Source organism: Larkinella punicea, assembly GCF_003334855.1.
Taxonomy (GTDB): Bacteria; Bacteroidota; Bacteroidia; order Cytophagales; family Spirosomataceae; genus Larkinella; species Larkinella punicea.
Window position 1 is genome coordinate 339,511 of record NZ_QOWE01000004.1, and the last position, 21,075, is coordinate 360,585.

Consider the following 21,075-nt stretch of genomic DNA (forward strand, 5'->3'; position numbering starts at 1 on the left):
TCCTAAACCCGGTCTGATGTGGAAAAGCTTTTACAATACTGGTTCAATCGTTCGCAGCAGGGCGTGGCCATTCTGGAGCCGATTCGCAACGAACAGCAAACCATCACTGATTTTCGTTGTCGCCTGGTCAATACCGCTTTCGCCCAGATAGCCGGGCTTCCGGTCGAGGACCTAACCGGAAAAACCGTCAGCAGTTGCTGGCCAACGGCCGATGTCCACCGGCGGCTGGAGCGTCTGGTGTCGTTTCTCCAGTCGGGGCGCCCGCAACAACTGGATGAACACTATCAAAACAAAGATCTGGACGTTTGGGTCCACGTTACCCTCACGCCCATTGAAGACCAGTTTCTCGCTGAAGTTCAGGATATTACGGAGCAAAAAACCGCCGAACAGGAACTCCAGCGACGGCTGTCCATGGAATCCATCATTTCGGCGATTTCGAGTCAGTTCATCACCCTCGACGGCTTTGAACTCGATGCCTGCATCACCGACGCGCTGGAACAGATCAGTCGTTTTAACGGTGCCGACCGGGCCGCGATTTTCCGGTATTCAGACGATCAGCAGCGGGGGAGCTGTTCGCACGAATGGTGCGGACCGGGCATTACGTCCAGCAGCCACCGATTTCAAAATTTGCCGCGAGCCGTTTTCGCCTGGCTCTACGCCCGCTTAGAAAACCGGCACGTAATCCAGTTGACCACCGACAAACTGCCTCCCGAGGCAGCAGAAGAAAAAGCCATTTTCGATTCCGTTGCCATTCGGTCGATGATTGCAGTCCCCCTGGTTCTGGATGACAAAACACAGGGTTTCATCGGTTTTTACGCCATTGATAAACCCAAAGTCTGGGACCAAAACGACGTTCATTTGCTCCAGACGTTCAGTACCCTCATCGTAAATGCCCGGCACCGTCAGCAGCAGGAGTCGGCCATTCGCCGGGCGAATCAGCGGCTACAGGGTCTCCACACGATCGACCAGGCGCTCCTGAGCCACCAGCCGATCGAACAGTCACCTCTGCTGACCGCCCTGCATCACATCAATGCACTCGTCCCCTGTGAACGGCTAACCATTTTTCGTTTCCATGAAACCACAGGCCTGGCCGTGGCCGAATACCGGCTGGCCGAGGGCGTGCTGGAAGTAACCCCCGGTCTGGCTTTTTCAAGCCATTTTATCATGGATATGCTCCGGCAGTCGAGCCACGTTCAGTACCTTCCCGATTTGCAACCTGACGACGACGGTTTTCCGCCGGGACTTGACCTGTACGAACGGGGTTTCCGCTCGCTGGTAATCCTTCCGCTCTACCGCCGTCAGGTATGCATCGGCGCGTTCACCCTCGTGTCGACGGTTCCTCATTTTTTCACGGAAGAACACCTGCAGATTGCCCAGGAAGTAGCGAGCCAGTTGGCATTTGTGCTGAATCAGCAACTGGCTGATAAAGAACTGAAACAACAGAACGAACACCTCGAACAGCGGGTGGAAGAACGTACCCGGGAGATCGGGCAGTTGTCGGCCCTGCATCAGGCGGTGCTGCAACACGCCGGTCAGGCCATCGTCTCTACCGACATCAACGGGGTTGTTCAGACGGCGAACCAGGCTGCCGAAAAATTACTGGGCTATCAAAGCCATGAACTCATTGGGCGGGTTCCGAAGATCTACCCCGGCCCGCCCGACAACCCCCTCCCCTTTATTACCTACGAGTTGAAAGATTCGGACTGTGCCCCGGCCGATCTCTTTCAGGTGGCGCTAAAGAACAAGGACTATTCGTACCAGGAATGCATTGCCGTCGGAAAAGATGGCCGACAGGTACCGATTCTGCTCGTCACCACTACTTTAAAGGAGCAGGATGGTACGGTGGTGGGCTACGTGGGCATCTGCACCGACATTTCGGCGCTAAAAGCCGCCGAAACCCAGTTACGAAACCTCAACCAGCGGCTCCAGTTGGCGACGCAGGCCGCCGGCCAGGGAATCTGGGAGGACGACCTGGTCAATAACCGGTTGATCTGGGATGATCACCTCTGGACGATTTTCGGAATGAAACCAGGCCGGACCGACTGGACTTTTCAGAAATTCATTCAGATGGTTCATCCGGACGATCTGCCCGCTTTTCTGGAAGGAACCCGGCACGGAAAACACCAGAATACCCGGGACGATCGTTTCTCGAACGTCTGCCGGATTATAAAACCGGATGGGACCATCATGTATCTGGAACAGGACGGGCTGGTGGTCCGAGATCACCAGGGCCATCCGATCCGGGCCATCGGCATCGCCTGGGACGTTACGGAGCGAAAACTGGCCGAAGAAGCCCTCCGGGAAAGTGAACAGCGGTTTCGGGAAATTGCCGAAAATGTCGATGAGGTTTTCTGGATTCATTCCGTTGAACCGTTCCAATTGCTGTACATCAATCCGGCGTATGAACGTGTATTTGGCAGTTCGTCGCCCCACACGACTTCGTTTCTGAATACCATTCTGGAAGAAGACCGGGCACTGGTCAAAGCCGAATTTAAAAAATACCGGCAGGGCCAGGAAGTGACGCTCCAGTGTCGGGTGCTGGGCAACCACCAGGAAATCCGCTGGCTTCACGTTCGGACCTTCGTCATGAAAGACAACCGGGGCATTCCGGTACGCTACATTGGCATCGTCAACGACATCTCCAGCCAGAAAGAAAAAGAGATCGTGCTGCTGAAATCCCTGGAACGGGAGCAGGAACTGAATCAACTCAAGTCGCAGTTTGTCAGCACGGCCTCGCATGAATTTCGAACGCCCCTGACCACCATTCAATCCAGCGTCGATCTGGTCCGGCTTTACCTGGACAGTCCGGCAACCACCACTCACTCCGCCATCCGGAAGTATTTGAGGGTGATCGAAAAAGAGGTCGAACGCGTGAGTGAACTGCTCAGCGATCTGCTGACCATCGGTTCCATCGAGGCTGGAAAAGTCAGTTTCAAGCCCCGGTGGGTCGATGTCACCGCGGTTTGTATGGACATCATTGCCACCCATTTTCGGCAGCGAAGCGATGAGCGGGCCGTCCAGGTGCTGGTCGAGGGAACACCGTATCCGGCGTATCTGGACGAAAAACTGATGAACCATGTGATTGTCAATCTGTTGTCGAATGCCTTTAAATTTTCAAAAGACGATCCGCATCTGCGCATTCAGTTCAGAAAAGACAGCCTGGTTTTGCAGGTAATCGACCGCGGCATCGGCATACCGGCCAAAGATCTTTCGATGCTTTTCCAGGGCTTCTTCCGGGCCAGCAACACCGCCGGCATTCAGGGAACCGGCCTGGGCCTGGTCATCACCCGCCAGTTTGTGGAAATACACGGGGGACATCTGGACATTCAGAGCGAGGAAAACAACGGAACAACCGTCACCGTCACCCTGACAAAAGCGCTGAATGAACCGTCGGCGTCGGCCAGTCTCCCGAAAGTCGCAGAAGTGGCTTCGATCAGCGACTCAGCTTTTTAACTGTAGCTTTTCGTAGATTTCCATCCCTTTTGCAACGCTGGAATCACGCAAAAAAAGTCCGCAGGACTGGCGCGTGGATAACCCCGGGTCTATCCCTAATCCCTATCCTCACCCCTGGATTGCATCCGGGGTGATCCAGATGCCAGCCCTGCGGGCTTCCTTTCCGGGTCGTAATACAGAAAACCGCTCCATAAAAATCATCGTTTGCGGGAATTTCAAAAAGTTTACTCGTACCTTTGCGCCCCTTTATCCAATCACAGCCGTGCTTTCCTGCTTCGGTCAGGCTTTTTTCCTGATGGTGACAGGCTTTTGTACGCTACATTTTGAGCTAAAACCGGGATGACAACACTCTCTTGCGGAATCGACTTTGGTACGTCCAACTCCAGCATTGCCCTTGCCAACGACGGCGAAATCAGCCTGGTACCGGTTGAACAGACGCACGTAACCATTCCGAGTGCTATTTTCTTCCAGCGCGCCGACAACAAGGCGTTTTATGGCCGAACCGCCGTTAATCTGTTTTTCGACCGCCAGCAGGGCCGGTTCATGCGGAGTCTGAAACGGGTTTTGGGAACGCCCCTGATGAAACACGGCACCGTCGTGAACGGCACTACCATGAATTTCTCCGGCATCATCGCGTCTTTTCTGAAAAAGATGAAGGAAAAAGCGGATGCCGTGGCGGGTCAGGAAATTGAGAATGTGGTGATGGGCCGACCCGTTCATTTTGTCGACAACTCGCCCGAATCGGATGCCCAGGCGCAGGCCGAACTGAGAGAAATTGCGTTGCGAATTGGCTTCAAAACCGTCGAATTCCAGTTTGAACCCATCGCGGCAGCCTTTGCCCATGAAGCCCAACTGACCGGCGAAAAGCTGGCGATCGTGGCCGATCTGGGCGGTGGAACCTCCGATTTTACGGTGATCCGGTTATCCCGTCAATCCGTCCGGAAAACGGATCGGTCGTCGGACATTTTAGCCAATACCGGGGTGCGGGTCGGAGGCAACGATTTCGACAAAGACCTGAGCCTGGCCGCCATCATGCCCGAACTGGGTTACCGGAGCCGCTATGGCGATAAACAACTGGAAGTTCCGCTGAAACCGTTTCACGACCTGGCCGAATGGAGCAAGGTCAACTTCCTCTATACGCCCAAACTCATCATGCAAACCCGGCAGTTGCTGTTCCAGTCGCACGACAAAAAGCGGTATAAACGGCTCCTGAGTGTTCTCGAAAACGAAACCGGCCATGCCGTTCTGGCGGCTACCGAAGGGGCCAAAATTGCCCTGACGGACCAGGCCGAATACGCCACGCCCTTCGATTTCGTGGAAACGGATTTCGTGATTCCGATCCGGCGGACGCTGTTTGAAACGGCCATTTTCGGCGAGGTTGAAAAAATTGTGGCTTCGGCCACGGAATGTTTGCAGAATGCCGGGGTGCGGCAACAGGACATCGACCTGGTCATTCTGACCGGCGGCTCCACCGAAGTACCGCTGATTCAAGCCGAATTCAAGCGGCTTTTTCCGAATGCGGCCATCGCCGACGAAAACAAACTCTCCAGCGTTGGACTGGGGCTGGCCTACGACAGCCAGAGTAAATTCGGCCGGAATTCGACCCGCCAAATCGCATCGGTCTAACCTGCTGAGTTGCGTTAATCCGGATTAGTGATCTCTTTTGGACAAGACCCGGTTTTTATCGAACGGTCAATAGTAGTCGGTACATTATCAGGTATTTATCAAAAAAAGGTGGAATTTTAAGGTGTATATCCTCACCCCGTTCAACCTTCGTTTTGATGAAAACTTTTCTACGTATTTTCCGACCGAATCAGGGCCAACGGCTGTTGCTGGGCTTCCTGTTCCTGACCAGCCTGACGGTTTACAGCCAGGAGATCTATTACGTTACGCCGGGCGGTGGAGCCGTTACCAAAGACGGTTCTTCGTGGGCCAACGCCTTCGACGGCACCCAGCTCCAGACCGCCATCGAAGCCGCCAGCACCTATTCCCAGTCCAACGGCAATGTGGACGTTCAGGTCTGGGTAGCGGCTGGTCTCTACAAACCCACCGGCACCGCCGACCGCACCATCAGTTTTTCCATGCGAAACCACGTCGCAGTGTATGGCGGTTTTGAAGGCGACGAAAATCTGTTGAGCGAGCGCCCCGCCCTCAACCTTTCCTCGCCTTCCAGCACTACCCTCAGCGGGGAAATCGGGGGAGCTGGCAACACCGACAATTCCTACCACGTCGTCAGCAATTCGACCGGGTCGCTGACCACCAGCGCGGTGCTCGACGGTTTTGTGATTACAGCAGGGAATGCCGATCATGCCGTTGAAGACGTTCATAGGGTTGGCGGAGGAATGGCGAATCTCAACGCCAGCCCCACAGTTCGTCACTGTTTCTTTGTTGAAAATACCGCCAAATCGGGCGGAGCGGTGCATAATCTGGCCAATTCGGGCGGCACCTGCAGCCCGGAATTCATCGATTGCCATTTTATGAGCAATACGGCGGGCATCTCGGACGGGCCGGGCGGGGCGATGTACAACTATGCCGACCTGGGCAGCCAATGCCGCCCCAAGCTGACCCACTGTAGTTTTACCCTGAATAGTGCCGGAAACGGCGGGAGCCTTTTTAACGGAACCAATGCCGGAGGCACCTGCAGCCCGGTGATCACCCAGTGCCAATTTACCAACAATACCTCCACCGGCAACAGTGGCGTACTGGCCAACGATGGCGGCAGCCCGACCGTAACGAATTGCAGCTTTGTTGGCAATTCGGCCTCACGCGGAGGCATATCCGTTAATTATTCGATCCAGCTTTTCACCAATTGCAGCTTTTCGGGCAACTCGGCAACCCTGGGCGGAGGAATCGCGTACCAAACCGGCGGTGGGACTACTTTTAAAAACTGCATCATCTGGAACAACGGTGGTTCTCAAACCTTCTTCAATTCAAACGGTTCCACCATCACCGGTACCTACAGCCTGTTCGATACGGAAGTAACGGGCTACGGCGGAGCCAACAACCTGACCACCGCAGTCCTGCCTTTTGTTAGCGAAACCGACCTGCAACTCACGCCCGGCTCCCCCGCCATCAACGCCGGAGATCCCACCAGCACCACCACAAGCAGTGGTACCACGGACCTGGCCGGGAACGCCCGTTTCTACAACAGCGGCCCCATCGATCAGGGCGCTTTTGAATTTCAGGGAGAATTGCCGACGCCGGTGAGCGGCAGTTTCGACGGTTATATTTACGGAGCCGACTGCGAGAGCTTCCGGGGCTGGGCCTGGGATCGCGACAAGATCAATACCGTCGTTTCTGTTGACATCCTGGATGGCGATGCGGTGATTGCAACACTGCCTGCGGGCGATTTTCGCCAGGATCTGCTCGACGCGGGCAAAGGCAATGGCCAACACGCTTTTCGGTATGTCCTCCCCGAATCGCTCAAAGACAACCTGCCCCACCTCCTGTCGGCCCGGGTGACGGGCAGCGGTTTTGTTCTCAAAAATTCGCCCAAGGCACTCATCTGCCAGAACAGCGCCGAACCGGTGGGCAACCAGCCCCCTGTCCCTCCCTTGCCTACGGTGCTGATTGCGCCCCTGACGGCGCAGGAAGACGTCCCCTTCTCGGCTACCCTTCCCGCTTTCACCGACCCCGAAGGCAGCACCCTGACGTATGCCCTCAGCGGTTTACCGGCGGGTTTGAGTCTGGGTTCGGCAAACCGGATGATCAGCGGGACGCCCACCGAACCGGGGAGTTTCCTGCTGACGTATTCGGCCACGGATGAGCCCGGTTCCACCAACAGTGTGAGCTTTGTTTTAACCGTCAATCCCGCGTCAACCACCACGGTAACAGGGAGTTTCGACGGTTATCTGGACAAAGTCGAATGCGGTACGATCCGGGGCTGGGTGTGGGATCGCAACAAACCCAACACGCCGGTGACGGTGGAGTTCTACACCGACGACACGGTCTGGGGCAGCACCGTCGCCAACATCTACCGGGATGATTTGAAGAATGCCGGAAAAGGCAACGGGGCGCATGCCTACCGATTTGAGGTTCCGGTCACGCTGAAAGGAACCGGTCCGCATCTGATTTCGGCGCGGGTGCAGGGCAGCACGTTTGTATTGAAAAACTCGGGGAAACTCCTGAACTGCCCCCTGCCCGTCCGGAAGGGGGCCGAACAACCCGAAAATCTGGAAATGATCGTGTTAGGCAACCCGGTTTTCGGCCCGACGCTCGGGGTGGAAGTCCGGGGCGCGGAAGGACAACCCCTGCGGTTGCAATTGACGGATGCAAACGGCCGGGCCGTGGCCGATTGGGCGGTAGAAGCAGCCGCAAAAGTAGAACAAAAAACGTTGTTCCTCGGTCATCAACCCGCAGAGCTGCTGTTCCTGCGGGCCACCAGCGGGTCACGAAGCGCGACAATGAAAGTGCTCAAACCGTAAATTCACCCGGTCGGGGCGGTTTTCGTGTCGGACGAAAACCGCCTTAGTGCAATCCCAGCGTCTTTGCATACGCTTTTCCCCAGTCCACCATCGACTGCAAAACCGGCAGGGTGGCATTTCCCTGTTCCGTCAGACTGTATTCGACCCGGGGCGGAATTTCGGCGTAGATTTTCCGGTTCAGGATTCCGTTTCGCTCCAAATCCCGCAGCTCCTGCGTCAGCATTTTCTTGCTGATACCGGGCATGGCGCGCTGCATTTCGCCGAATCGGTTGATCCCCCTCGACACATTGTAAATAATAACCGGTTTCCATTTTCCGCCAATAATCAGGCTGGTGAGGGTCACCGGACACTTCGTCAATCCGTAAGCCGCTAAATCTTCCAAACTATTTATTTTTTCAAGTACCTCATTATCAATTATAGTCTCCATTTTGATACTAAGAAACATTAAAGTGATTACTTGACAAATATAAACTATTGGATCTAGCTTTGGCAAGATATATTTCTAAAAAAGTAATCAACTTAAGTGCTATGTACGTCATCACAGGAGCCAGTGGCCATACCGGCACACCCATTGCCCGGCAACTTTTGGAAGCCGGAAAACCGGTCAGGGTTATCGTTCGGTCAGCCGAACATTTGAAAGAACTCATCGACAGCGGTGCCCAGGCGGCCATCGGAAGTCTGGAAGACCCGGATTTTCTGATCGAAGCTTTTCGGGGTGCTACGGCGGTTTACGCCATCATTCCCCCCAATTTTACAACGCCCGATTTTACGGGGTACCAAAAACGGGTCGCCGACGCCCTGACAGCCGCCATTCGGGTCAATCAGGTTCCCTACGCGGTCAGTCTGAGCAGCTTCGGGGCGCATTTGCCCGACCAGAACGGGGTCATTCAGGGTATGACCTATCTGGAAAACCAACTCAATGCGGTGGAAGATCTGCGGGTCGTTCATCTGCGGGCGGGTTTCTTTTTCCAGAACCTCTTCAGCAGCATCGGTTTACTGAAAGCAACGGGTTTGCTGGCGGGTTTTCCCATCGAAGGCGATAAACCGCTGGCGCTGGTTCACACCGACGACATTGCCGCCGTGGCCGCCCGCCAGTTGCTGGCATTGGATTTCGAAGGAAAAACCGTCCGGTTTGTCGCCGGACCGCGTGACCTCACCTTCGACGAAGTGGCGCAGATTGTGGGCCAGGCCCTCGGAAAACCGGATTTAGTCTGGACCGCTTTCCCCTACGATCAGGCGCGGGCGGGCATGATTCAGTCGGGTATGACACCCAGTATGGCCGATAACTACGTGGAATTCTGCCAGCGCGTTAACGACGGCGGCCTGATGGGCGGTTTTGAACGCAACGCCGACAACACCACGCCCACGACCCTCGAAGACTTTGCCCGCAACGAACTGGTAGCCGCCTACCAGACGAACTAAGTTGAAGCGAAAAATCCTGCTCATGATCCGGTTGATTGCGCACAAAATGCCGGATTGTGAGTAGGATTTACGTCGAATCGATTTTAGGAGGAAGAAGCCGACTAACCGTTCGATCATGCGTACCCTGCTTGTTTCCTTTTTGCTGCTGTTCTCCCTGCCTGCTTTTGTCACGGCCCAAACCCGTCCCAACATCATCTTCATTCTGGCCGACGACCTGGGCTACGGCGATCTGGGCATCAACGGTCAGAAGCTGATCAAAACCCCGAACATAGACCGGCTGGCGGCCGAAGGGGTGCGGTTTACGCAGTTTTACGCGGGAACGTCGGTTTGCGCGCCCTCCCGTTCGTCGCTCATGACGGGCCACCACACCGGGCATACCTACATCCGGGGCAACAAAGGCGTTGACCCCGAAGGCCAGCAACCCCTGGCCGATTCGGTGGTGACGATGGCGGAAATTCTGAAGAAAGCGGGTTACACCACGGCGGCTTTTGGCAAATGGGGTCTGGGACCGGTCGGTTCCGAAGGCGACCCCAACCAACAGGGTTTCGACCGCTTCTACGGCTACAACTGCCAGAGCCTGGCGCACCGGTATTATCCGAATCACCTCTGGGACAACAGCCAGAAAATCGTTCTGGCCGAAAACGAGAACCTGTTGAAAACCAGCCAATACGGCCCTGATCTGATTCAGCAACAAGCCCTGGGCTTCGTCAAAAACAACGACCCGAAAAAGCCATTTTTCCTCTTCCTGCCGTATACCCTCCCCCACGCCGAACTGCTGGTTCCCAACGACAGCATTTTCCAGTATTACAAAGGAAAGTTTGCCGAAAAACCGTACACAGGAGCCGATTATGGGCCGAATGCCAATGTCGGCGGCTATGCCTCGCAGGAATATCCCCGGGCTACGTTCGCAGCGATGGTCACCCGGCTCGATTTGTACGTGGGTCAGCTTCTGGCGACCTTGAAAGAAAAAGGACTGGATCAGAACACGCTCATTATTTTTTCCAGCGACAACGGCCCGCACCGCGAAGGGGGTGCCGACCCGGTTTTCTTCAACAGCGGGGGCGGTTTTCGCGGTTTCAAACGCGACCTCTACGAAGGCGGCATCCGGGAGCCGATGATTGCCCGCTGGTCCGGCACCATCAAACCCGGCACCCAAAATGAGCACGTGGGCGCCTTCTGGGATTTGCTGCCCACCTTTGCCGAACTGGCCGGAACAAAGGCCCCCGCGGGCATCGACGGGATTTCGTTCGTTCCGGCTCTGACGGGAAAAGGCACTCAGAAAAAACACGCCTTTCTCTATTGGGAATTTCACGAACAGGGTGGCAAACAGGCCGTTCGGCAGGGCAACTGGAAGGCAGTTCGACTTAATGCCGCCGGGAACACCACCCAGCCTGTCGAACTCTATGACCTGGCGAAAGACCCGGCCGAAACCACCAATCTGGCGGCCAAACACCCCGCGAAAGCCACCGAACTAGGGCGATTGATGACGGAATCCCATACGCCCTCGGCTTTATTCCCGTTCGGTAGTGCAGGGCGGTAAGCCGATTCTACAGAATTTAAAATTCGATATTTACCTATTTTCTTTCTTAAATCCCTTCCCGAGAAACCGGAATCGTTTCCGGGATTCCGAACGCGCCAATCGTAACAATTCCATAAAACAGCGGTAATCCTCAACACATCTGTAAACGCTTCTTTTGCGGTGAATTTACCAGCCGGTGACGAAGCGAGTGCTACCCTTGATTTCCTTCCTTTTTCTACGACTACGACGGTTTTTGTTTGCTTCTGTAGGTCAACGGCTATCCCCTAACGCATTGACCCTCGGTGTATGAAAACAGGACTTTTAGTGACGCTCTGTAGCCTTCTTCTTTTAGCATTTCACGCCCCTCACCTGGTAAATTCTCCCATTCGCATTTCCCGAATCAAGTCACCATACAACCTGCTTAAAACGTATCGAAATGAATCACTACAAAAATCGTTTTGTCCGGTATTTCCGCTGCCTGCTCCTGCTGGCCCTGGCGACCGGACTAGTCACCCGGTCGGTATCGTATGCCGACGACCGGCGGAACAAGGCAAAAACCGCCCGGCTGCTCGTCAGAATTACGGGAACCGTCACCGATGAGGCCAATCAGCCGCTGCCGGGCGTCAGCATTGTGGAAAAGCAAACCCAGAAAGGAACAGCGACCGACGCCAGCGGCCAGTTTACGCTCGACGTCAATGCTGGGGCAACCCTGGTGGTTTCGTCCATCGGTTTTGCTTCGCAGGAAGTGGCGATTGGCAACCAGACAACCCTGACAATCCGGCTGAAAGAGGATGTCAACCAACTGAACGAAGTGGTGGCTGTCGGGTATTCGACCATGCGAAAAAGCGATGTGACGGGCTCCATTGCCAACGTGAAAGCCAAAGAATTGAACCTCTCGGCTCCGTCGCTGGGGCAGGCGCTGGTCGGAAAGCTGGCGGGTGTTCAGGTCAACCAGGTGAGCGGGGCACCTTACGTGGGCACTAAAATCCGGGTGCGCGGTATTGGCTCGATCAATGCCAGTTCGGACCCGCTGTACGTCATCGACGGCTATCCGGCGGGGAATGACGTGTTTATCAACCCGAACGACATCGAATCGATCGACGTGTTGAAAGATGCGGCCTCGGCGGCTATTTACGGTTCGCGGGCGTCGGGGGGTGTGGTTTTGATTACGACCAAACGCGGCAAGGAAGGCAAAGGTCGGCTGGAATATGAATACCAGTACGGCATCAATCAACTGGCTAAAAAAGTGAAACTGCTGAACGCCGAACAGTTTACCCAACTGTTGATAGACGCCCGCAACGGAACGTATCGCGATTTGACGCTAAATGCCGGCAAGCCCTGGAACGACGGTATGTATTCCGACGACAATGCCACCCGGATTGCCAAAGTCAATAATGCCAATTCGGTTAGTATACCCGCCGATCTCTACAATTTTGCAACGCAAACGATGATCCAGCCGAAATACAATACCGACTGGCAGGACGAACTGTATCGCAATGCGCCCATGTCGCGGCACAACCTGACGTTTTCGGGCGGCAGCAATGGGCTGCGGTATCTGCTCAGTGGCGGGTATCAAAACCAGCAAGGCATCATCGTGGCCACCAAACAGGAACGGGTGAACCTGCGGGCCAATGTGGACGCTGATGTAAGCCCAAAGCTGAAAGTGGGTGCCAGTATTTTTTTGACGTCTACGAACAACCGCGAAGCGCAGGAAGGCCGTTTCAACCAGGGTTCGATTCTGGGTGCGCTCATTTATGCACCGATTTTCCGGCCCCGCGACGACAACGGGAATCTGATTAAAAATGAAATGGCATCGCAGCAACCCCTGTATGGTTACCAGACCATCGAAAATCCGGTGGCACTCGCGCTGGAGACCAACATCACCCGCCGGGGCATGCGCGGTACCTACAACGGAACGATGACCTACGAAATCATTCCCGGTTTGGCGGCCAAGGCCAATGTGGGTCTGCAAACCTACAACGAGAAATACGAGTATTACCTGCCCACGAGCCTGAGCAGCGGCAACAACCCGCCGTATTCACCACAAGCACTGGCGGCAGCGAAGGCCACCGCCCAAACGCTGTCGACCACCGATGTGCTGGCCGAATTCACCCTCAATTACAGCAAGCAGTGGGGTCAACACGGGCTGAATCTGCTGGCGGGGTATACGGCCCAGCGGCAGAAAAGTGATTTGATCAGTGTATCGTCGCAGGGTTTTCAGAATGATCTCATTCAGGAGATTACGGCCAAAGGAGCCGATCCGAGCAACTTTTTCCTGAATTCAGGCACTCGCAAAGTCGAAGAATCGCTGTTGTCGTACCTGGCCCGGGCTGAATACCATTACGGCGAAAAATACTTTTTGACGGCGGCTTTCCGGCGCGATGGTTCGTCGCGGTTTGGCCCCCTGAATCGCTGGGGAAATTTCCCTTCCCTTTCCGGCGGCTGGAACATCTCGAACGAACCGTTTTACCACGACTGGCTGGGACAGGCGTCTTCGCTCAAACTGCGCGCCAGTTGGGGTCTGACCGGAAACTACAACATCGGGAATTACAACTACCAGCAGGTGATGTCGTCGCCGGGCGGGGCGGTTTTCGGCAACGGAACCATTCAGACGGCCCTGTGGGCAGGCGCCATCAAAGATCAGCGGCTGGGCTGGGAATCGACTTCGCAGTATAACATCGGGCTGGATGCGGGTTTGCTCAACAACCGCCTGTTCGTGATTGCCAACTACTACATCAGTAACTCCTACAACCTGTTGTTCAACCAGCCGATTTCGGCGGTTTCGGGGTCTTCGACCATTCTGACCAACCTGGCCGATTCCAAAATCCGCAACCGGGGTGTTGAACTGCAACTGGATGGCCGCGTGATTGCAACGCCGGATTTCAAGCTGAACCTGAGCGGTAACATTTCCGTCAACCGCAACAAAGTCCTGGACATGGGGGGTGCCAGCACGATCATCACCAATGGTGCCGAGCGGTCGTATCTGACCCACATCACGCAGGAAGGCCAGCCAGTCGGCATGTTCTACGGTTTCAAGGTGGTGGGCATGGTTCGGGAAAAAGATATGGAGAATCTGGCGGCCGACAACGCGGTTTACAACTCCGCCACCCAATCCTTTCCCGCCGGTTACGTCCTGAAAGGTCCCGCGCGCTCGACGGCTTCCAGCAACCCGCTGAAACCGGGTGATCTGATTTTCGAAGATGTCAACGGCGATGGCGTGGTGACCGATGCCGACAAGCGGGTCATTGGCAGCCCCTATCCCAAATTCATCTACGGGGCGTCGCTGTCGGCCAGTTACAAAGCCCTGGATCTGAACGCATCGTTCAACGGTTCGAAGGGGAATCAGGTGCTCGACGGACAGGATTATTACGTCTACAACATGGAAGCGTCCGGCAATCAGTATGTGAGCGTAACGGATCGCTACCGTTCGGAATCGCAGCCGGGCGACGGCAGCGTATACCGGGCCGCGCGGGGTGGCACGCAGAGCAACAGCACCCGGCTTTCGAGTTTTTATCTGCAAAACGGCTCCTTCTTCCGCTGCACGAACATCACGCTGGGCTACAATCTCCCGGCGCAATGGCTCGCTAAAATCAAAGTCGGCGGGCTGCGGGTTTACGCCAACGTCAACAACGCCTTTACCATTACCAAATACAAGGGCTACAACCCTGAAGTGGACTACAACAACGGAGCCAACCTGACGCCCGGCGTCGACTACGGTATGTATCCGCTGGCCCGTGGCTATAACCTGGGTGCCAAACTGACTTTCTAATTCTTACATGACATTCACGATGACTTATAAACACATTTCAGCCCTTTGCCTGCTGGCGCTGCTTCCGCTGGCGTCCTGCAAAGATGATTTTCTGGTTCAGACCGACCCCAATTCCGTGGCGACGTCCGACTATTTCAAAACGGAAAATGACGTATTCGTTGCGCTGAACGGGGCCTATCAATCGCTCCGCAGCTCCAATTCGATTGGCGAAGGCAGTGGCTTATTTTCCGAAGAACGCTCCGACAATACCGGGCGAAACGACAACCAATCGAACGCGGGCGAACCGTTTCAGTTCAATGATTTTTCGCTTCTGCCTTCCAATACGAACCTGAAAACGCACTGGCTGGCGCTGTATCAGTGCATTACCCGAACCAATCAGGTGCTGTCGGGGATCGAAACCGTGGCTTTCAGCAAGCCCGAAACCAAGGCGCAGTACAGTGCCGAAGCGAAATTTATTCGGGCGTTGATTTATTTCCACCTGGTTCGCAAATGGGGTGATGTGCCACTGGTGACCAAACCGCTGACGACGGCGGATGACGTGACGGCCAGCACCTTCCGCGAAAAGAAGGAAAAGGTGTACGAACAAATCGTGGCCGACCTGACCGAAGTCACCACCAGCCCACTGCCCGATCATCAGCCGCTGGCATCCAAGGGCCGGGTATCGAAAGTGGCCGGATATGCCCTGCTGGGGCAGGTGTATCTGACGATGGCAACCACGCTGGATGCCGCCAACCGCACGGCCAACCTGAATGCCGCCAAAACGAACCTGACCAGTGCCTACACGAAACGGACGTTTGGAGCCTTGAAGGAAATCCCGTATGCCGATGTGTTCGATGTAGCCAAGAAATCGACGAACCCGGAAATCATTTTCCAGATTGTCAACAAACAGGGCGATATCAACTATTCGTCGAGCATTGCCGCCAACAACCAGGCTCAGGGCGAAACCATCAACTCGCTGCGAAACAATACGGGTATCGGCGGTAATGTGACGCCCGATCTGGTGAAGGAATACGAGGAAACGGATTTGCGGAAAGATTTTTCGATCAAATTCGCCAATGCCGCCACGGTGAAAGATTACTTCATCACCAAATACCGGGATGCGAGCGCAGCCGCCGGAACGAACGGCTACGGCGGCAACGACTGGATTCTGATCCGGTATGCCGATGTGATGCTGATGCTGGCGGAGGTCAATCTGTACCTGGGCGACGAAGCCTCGGCGGTTTCATTGCTGGACCAGGTTCGGGAGCGGGCCGGGATGCCGAAATACGAGGTCGCCAGAACCAATGCCGCCTACAGCAGCAAATTCCCGACGCTTAAACTGGCCATTCTGCACGAACGGCGCGTGGAACTGGCGTTCGAAAACCACCGCTGGTTTGATCTCCTGCGGTTTTTCACCCCTGCCGAACTGGTTACGTACATTCGCGCCAAGTCGCAGGCCGACTTTGGGGTGGCGAAACTGTCCAACTTCGGAACCAAGGATTATTACTACCCGATTCCTTTCGATGAGAACAAGTTAAATCCGGAAAAAATGTACCAGAATCCGGGGTATTGATCCGCCAAACCGGCACGAATGCAAAAGAGGAGTCATCCGGGTGGTGACTCCTCTTTTTTTTGTTAACCGCCGGAAGAATTATTTGGTCTTTTGCGTATTCCGATAGCGGCCCAAAACCGCCATAATCTTATGGTGAATGGCGGTATTTTCGTAGACGCCCCGAAAGTCCAGCGAATGCGGGCCATACGCAAAAACCGGCACCATCACGCCCGAATGGTCATTGGTGCTGAAATGTCCATCCACGTACCCGCGTTTCAGATCGCCATCGAGCAGGGTCAGCCCCCCGGTTTCATGATCAGCGGTGACAATCACCAGCGTTTCCCCGTTCTGGTCGGCAAACTTCAGGGCTTCGCCGACGGCCTGATCAAAATCCAGCATTTCCTGAACCACATACCGGACATCATTCGCGTGGCCCCCGTAATCGATCTGCGCGCCTTCGGCCATGACAAAAAATCCGGCGGGGTTGGGGCTTAACTCAGCCAGGGTTTTGCGCAGGCTCGTGGTCAGAAAATCCTTCCGGCCCTGGCCGACGGAAACGACTGATTCATCGTCCAGCAACACAAAAGGCGCTTTCAACTGCGCCAGTTTGCCGAATCGATCCGCTACCGCATACCCCCGCTGCCGGAGGGTATCCAGCACCTTCTCCTCGTTGAAAAATCGATAGCCGCCCCCAATCAGAATCTGAACCGGATTTTGCAGGAAATCAGCCGCAATTTCCCGTTCGAAAGACCGGTCGGGCTGGTGCCCATAGAAAGCGGCTGGGGTGGCATCCGTCACGCTCCCGGCACTGATCAATCCACTGACCATATTCCAGGGTTTGATGAGAGCCGGTATGGCCGGACGGGCTTTTCCCGTCGAGTCTACCCCAATGGCCCGGTTGTTGGTTTTTTCACCCGTTGCCATCGCCGTTGCTCCGGCGGCCGAATCCGTAATGTAGGTATCTGCGGCACTGGTTTTAGAAAAACCCAGATTCAGCACCTGCGTCAAATTCAACTGCCCCTGATTGGCGGTTATCCCGGCGTAGATCTGGGCCAGTCCCATGCCGTCGCCAATGAGCAGAATCACGTTTTTTACCCGGCTGAGCGCGTCGTTTTGCCGGTACGTCGGCTGGTAGACGGCGTGAACGGTTTTATTGCGGTATTCAGCGGTCGGGCGGCTGTTGAGAAAATTGGCCAGTTCCGTAATGTGGTCGGTATTGATGTAATCGACGCCCAGATTGATCAGCGTTTTCCAGGTGTTGATGTTGTCGGGCGTTGCCCAAAGCCGCAGCTTTTTGCCTTGCTGGTGGGTTTTCCGGATCACTTCGTTCAGCTTTTTCCGTTCAGAGCTGACGATCAACCCCTTACCATTCCAGCGGGTATAGGTCAGAAACGACTGGCTGATTAAGCCAATGTGTTTCAATTGGTCCGGCGAGTACGTTATTTCAGGACGTCCGTCGAAAAGCAGCCAATCCGGATAGGTTTTGAAGTCCTCCGGTTCCGGCACGTTGCCGCTCACCACAACCTGTACCGAAGCCCCGGAGCCGAACACGTTTGGATAAGCCGCCAGCATCTGAACCAGCAGCGGCAGCGTCTGGCGAGCCGGGGTTTTGAGATCGATCAGGAGTTGCAGCGGGCGGGCTGTTTTTGGCTCAATCTTCCCCTGACCGGTTTTCACCTGCTGAACCAGGGGCTGAATATACAGCGCATCCAGGGTTCGGGCGGGGTCGATGTCCGTCTCATCGTGGGCCACGTAGAGGACGCCGTTCTTGGCGTGAACATCAACTTCTATTGAACCGAATTGTTGGTGGTAGGCCTGCCAGAAAGGAATCGATTGCTCGTAATCATTGTGCGAATGCGCCTGGGCCGTCGTGTAGAGGCCATTCGGTTGGGCAAGGGCGGAACGAACGGGCATGAAACTGGCCAGAATAACGATAAGCAGTGCGTGTTTCAACTTCATTTCCGGGATGCAGGAAAACCGGGTGCGTAAGCCGCCGTTATTTTATCAAAAATGGCCGTGTTTTCGTAAATGCCGATAAAGGCTTCTGCGCCCGGCCCGTAGGCGAAAACCGGCACCATGATGCCCGTATGCCCTTTGGTAACATACTTACCTTCGGCCTGACCGGCCTGCATGTCGCCATCCGTAATGGCCAAACCACCCGTTTCGTGATCTGCCGTGATCACCACCAGCGTGTTGCCGTCTTTCTCCGCAAAATCCAGAACAGCGCCGACGGTTTTGTCGAAATCCAGCATTTCGCTGATGATGTAACTGGTCTTATTGGCATGACCGCCCCAGTCGATTTGCGAACCTTCGATCAACATAAAAAATCCTTTCTTCGATTGGTCCAGCAACCGAATCGCCGTTTGCGTTCCGTTAAGCAAGACATCCCCCCGGCCTTCTGACAGGGAACGAGGCTCTCCTTTGGCGGTAAAAACGGCCAGTTTTCCCGACTTGAATTGGTCCAGGTCCGCCGTTGAATCAGCAACCTGATACCCTTTGGTTTTGAAGGCTTCTACCAGATTTCGGCCATCAGCCCGCGCATCGAAGTACTTTTGCCCGCCCCCCACAAACACATCAACACCGCTCGTTAGCAACTGTGCGGCAATGTCTTCGTTCTGTGAGCGTGAGGGCACGTGGGCATAGAAGGATGCCGGTGTAGCGTGGGTGATCGAGCAGGTGACGACGATGCCCGTGCCGAGTCCATTCTTTTGGGCGGTTTCCAGCAGGGTTGGATGCGGTTTTTCCAACGCATCGACACCAATGGCGCCATTTTTGGCCTTTTTCCCAATGGCAAACGCCGTAGCTCCCGCGCCGGAGTCGGTGACAAAAGCGTCGGCAGCCTGCGTTTTCTGAAATCCTATGGCCGTGCAGCGAGCCAGATTCAGCGTGCCTTTGTTGGCCGTTAACCCGGCAAAAATCTGGGCCGTTCCCATCCCGTCACCAACCATCAGAATGATGTTCTTGGGTTGTTTTGTACCGGGTGTTTGTTGGGCTGATGCTGGTAAAACCGGCATCAGCCCAACGATAAAAAAGAAAAGAACTTTCATCGGTTGTTGTGAAATGTACGCTCTTATTTCAAAGGGTTTGCTAACGTTACGAAGTAAATCCGGTTCAAATCAGCTTTGCCCGTAGCCGGTAAAATCTTGGTGGTGAAGCCATTCTGTCCGTTGTCGACCACCCCAAAATCATCGTCGTTGGAAATGGCCAGCACGTTTGTTCCCAGCAAGGCCACGCCTTCGGCTTTGTCGTGCGGATAAACCGGTGAAATTCCCGTCAACAGATCCAGGACCAGCGTTTTCGTAACCGGTACGATGCCGGCCGTCTGCAAGCCCGCCTTATCTTTCAGTTGTTCGACCGTCATCCCGCTAAACAGTTTTCCTCCAATCCCGTTGGCCGGATCGGAAATGTCCGTGGCCCCCGCCAGATCAAATTTGTAGATCCGTTTGAACGTTGCGGGTTTGGCCGGATTACCGCCGTAATCACCATCCCGCTCCAGTGCCAGAAACGTCGTGTTCGTGATCGCGGCCACTTCACTGCACCCGGTCAGGCTCGCATTTTCCATCAGGTAAACAAATTGTTTCGTGGCCCCCGTAGCAATATCGAAGGTCAGAACCCGAATAACCGTTGAACCGGAAACTGCAGACGGATTATAGAGTGGCGATTGCATCAGCCCCACCAGGGTTTTGCCGTCGGGGGTCATCGTGAGTCCTTCCATACCCCGGTTCGGGCGACGCCGGGCCAGCACCAGCGGCAGGGTGCGTCCGCCAGTTCCGGTGCCAAACGGATTGATGCGTTCCAGGGTTTTGCCGGTCGCATCAAAATGTACAATGTGCGGACCGTACTCATCGCTGATCCAAAAAGTGCCGTCCGAAGCCAATACCAACCCTTCCGAATCCAGCCCGTCTGCGCTCGGATTTAAGGACTGACCCAACAGATCAAAGGCGGTTTCGCCGGTGCTTCCTTCCCCGCTGGGGTTCGGCAGGCCCGTCAGCAACTGGCCTGCCGCATTTTTAAGTAAAATAGTCTCTTCCAGCACCAATTTACCGCCGTCTACCCGGAATTTACCGATCTGGGGGGTAAAATCAGCTTTCCCGAAAATTATGGAATTGGCCTGTGATCCGGCGGCATTCGGCCCCCGGTCAGTCAACAGATAAAATACGTTGGGATCATTCGGGTCGGCGGCAACTGCGGAGCCAAAACCCCCGTTGGAAATAACCGTATTGTTGGGCGAAATCGCTAAAACTTTGGGGTCGGTTGCTTCCGCGAAGGCCGGATAGAAAACCGCCGGAATGCGATGGTCATCGCAGGAGGTAACGACGAATCCACCCGCCAAAATCAGCAGTGTAGCGACCGAAACAGGTAAAGATAACTTGTTCATACTCAGAGAAAAAAGTTGTTTTATTAATGATCAGGTTGTATTTGAAATGGTACTGCTTGATCCGGTTCAACCTCAGACCAATTCATAGGTTGCTTCTTCCGGAACCCGCCGGTATTTTAATTCCTCCAGAACCGCTCGGGCAAAAGCCGATCGGTCGGATTTACGATACTGGTCGGGCGTCAGAGCGCCGGAAGGCGCGACAAAAACCTGGCTAACCCGCTGACAGGCTGACCAGAGTGGCCGGTTTCTCTCAATTTTGAATTGGCGAATTGGCGTGTCAGCGCCAAACCACAGACTGATGATGTTGTTTGAAGTGCCTTTCATGACCTGGTGGTCGTTACGAGTTGGGTTGCGTGTCCAGGCTGGAAATCCGGTCGGATAGCGGAGCCGGATGTGGACTGAACAAAGGTAAAAGCAGGGCGTAACAAGCAGATTACGGTACGATCAAGTCTGAAACGGTTTTGTTAATCTTCCGGTAACACCACTACGGCTTCGGTCAAAAAGGCGACGGACACTTACCATAAATACCTGTTAAAAAGCCTGTTAAATAATTATTAAGCTTTTCCGGCGCATGGTTTC

The 21,075-nt window shown here is 54.9% G+C and carries 12 protein-coding genes; 7 read left to right on the forward strand and 5 right to left on the reverse strand.

The window, feature by feature from the left end:
* Positions 1 to 18 precede the first annotated feature (18 nt).
* The 3 genes from DUE52_RS06655 (at position 19) to DUE52_RS06665 (ending at position 7,877) form a co-directional block, all read left to right on the forward strand.
* Positions 19 to 3,453 (forward strand): PAS domain S-box protein, encoded by a 3,435-nt coding sequence (locus DUE52_RS06655; protein WP_114405190.1) that lies wholly within the window; start codon positions 19 to 21, stop codon positions 3,451 to 3,453.
* 339 nt (positions 3,454 to 3,792) lie between these two features.
* Positions 3,793 to 5,079 (forward strand): Hsp70 family protein, encoded by a 1,287-nt coding sequence (locus DUE52_RS06660; RefSeq protein ID WP_114405191.1) that lies wholly within the window; start codon positions 3,793 to 3,795, stop codon positions 5,077 to 5,079.
* Positions 5,080 to 5,234: 155 nt separating this feature from the next.
* The gene (locus DUE52_RS06665; protein WP_114405192.1) at positions 5,235 to 7,877 is read left to right on the forward strand and encodes a putative Ig domain-containing protein; all 2,643 of its coding nucleotides are present in this window, start codon (positions 5,235 to 5,237) and stop codon (positions 7,875 to 7,877) included.
* 43 nt (positions 7,878 to 7,920) lie between these two features.
* On the opposite strand, the gene DUE52_RS06670 is transcribed toward DUE52_RS06665, so the two are convergent.
* Positions 7,921 to 8,259: a winged helix-turn-helix transcriptional regulator gene (locus tag DUE52_RS06670; protein ID WP_229312086.1), complete on the reverse strand. Its 339-nt coding sequence runs from the start codon at positions 8,257 to 8,259 to the stop codon at positions 7,921 to 7,923.
* 146 nt (positions 8,260 to 8,405) lie between these two features.
* On the opposite strand from DUE52_RS06670, the gene DUE52_RS06675 reads away from it, so the two are divergent.
* The 4 genes from DUE52_RS06675 (at position 8,406) to DUE52_RS06690 (ending at position 16,139) form a co-directional block, all read left to right on the forward strand.
* The gene (locus DUE52_RS06675) at positions 8,406 to 9,299 is read left to right on the forward strand and encodes an NmrA family NAD(P)-binding protein (protein WP_114405193.1); all 894 of its coding nucleotides are present in this window, start codon (positions 8,406 to 8,408) and stop codon (positions 9,297 to 9,299) included.
* Between the two features lie 115 nt (positions 9,300 to 9,414).
* The gene (locus DUE52_RS06680; protein ID WP_114405194.1) at positions 9,415 to 10,839 is read left to right on the forward strand and encodes an arylsulfatase; all 1,425 of its coding nucleotides are present in this window, start codon (positions 9,415 to 9,417) and stop codon (positions 10,837 to 10,839) included.
* Between the two features lie 415 nt (positions 10,840 to 11,254).
* Positions 11,255 to 14,587 (forward strand): SusC/RagA family TonB-linked outer membrane protein, encoded by a 3,333-nt coding sequence (locus tag DUE52_RS06685; protein WP_114405195.1) that lies wholly within the window; start codon positions 11,255 to 11,257, stop codon positions 14,585 to 14,587.
* 19 nt (positions 14,588 to 14,606) lie between these two features.
* The gene (locus DUE52_RS06690) at positions 14,607 to 16,139 is read left to right on the forward strand and encodes a RagB/SusD family nutrient uptake outer membrane protein (RefSeq protein ID WP_114405196.1); all 1,533 of its coding nucleotides are present in this window, start codon (positions 14,607 to 14,609) and stop codon (positions 16,137 to 16,139) included.
* A gap of 78 nt (positions 16,140 to 16,217) precedes the next feature.
* Here the strand turns inward: DUE52_RS06690 and DUE52_RS06695 are convergent, their stop codons facing one another.
* The 4 genes from DUE52_RS06695 to DUE52_RS06710 form a co-directional block, all read right to left on the reverse strand.
* Positions 16,218 to 18,077, reverse strand: a complete 1,860-nt coding sequence (locus DUE52_RS06695; protein ID WP_114405197.1) for an alkaline phosphatase — start codon at positions 18,075 to 18,077, stop codon at positions 16,218 to 16,220.
* A complete protein-coding gene (locus DUE52_RS06700; protein ID WP_222930256.1) occupies positions 18,074 to 19,165 on the reverse strand; it encodes an alkaline phosphatase in 1,092 nt (363 codons plus the stop codon). Before DUE52_RS06700 ends, DUE52_RS06695 begins: the two co-directional genes overlap by 4 nt.
* Positions 19,166 to 19,188: 23 nt before the next feature.
* Complete coding sequence (locus DUE52_RS06705) at positions 19,189 to 20,496, reverse strand: esterase-like activity of phytase family protein (RefSeq protein ID WP_114405198.1); 1,308 nt, start codon at positions 20,494 to 20,496, stop codon at positions 19,189 to 19,191.
* Between the two features lie 72 nt (positions 20,497 to 20,568).
* Complete coding sequence (locus tag DUE52_RS06710; RefSeq protein WP_114405199.1) at positions 20,569 to 20,820, reverse strand: hypothetical protein; 252 nt, start codon at positions 20,818 to 20,820, stop codon at positions 20,569 to 20,571.
* Between the last annotated feature and the right edge of the window lie 255 nt (positions 20,821 to 21,075).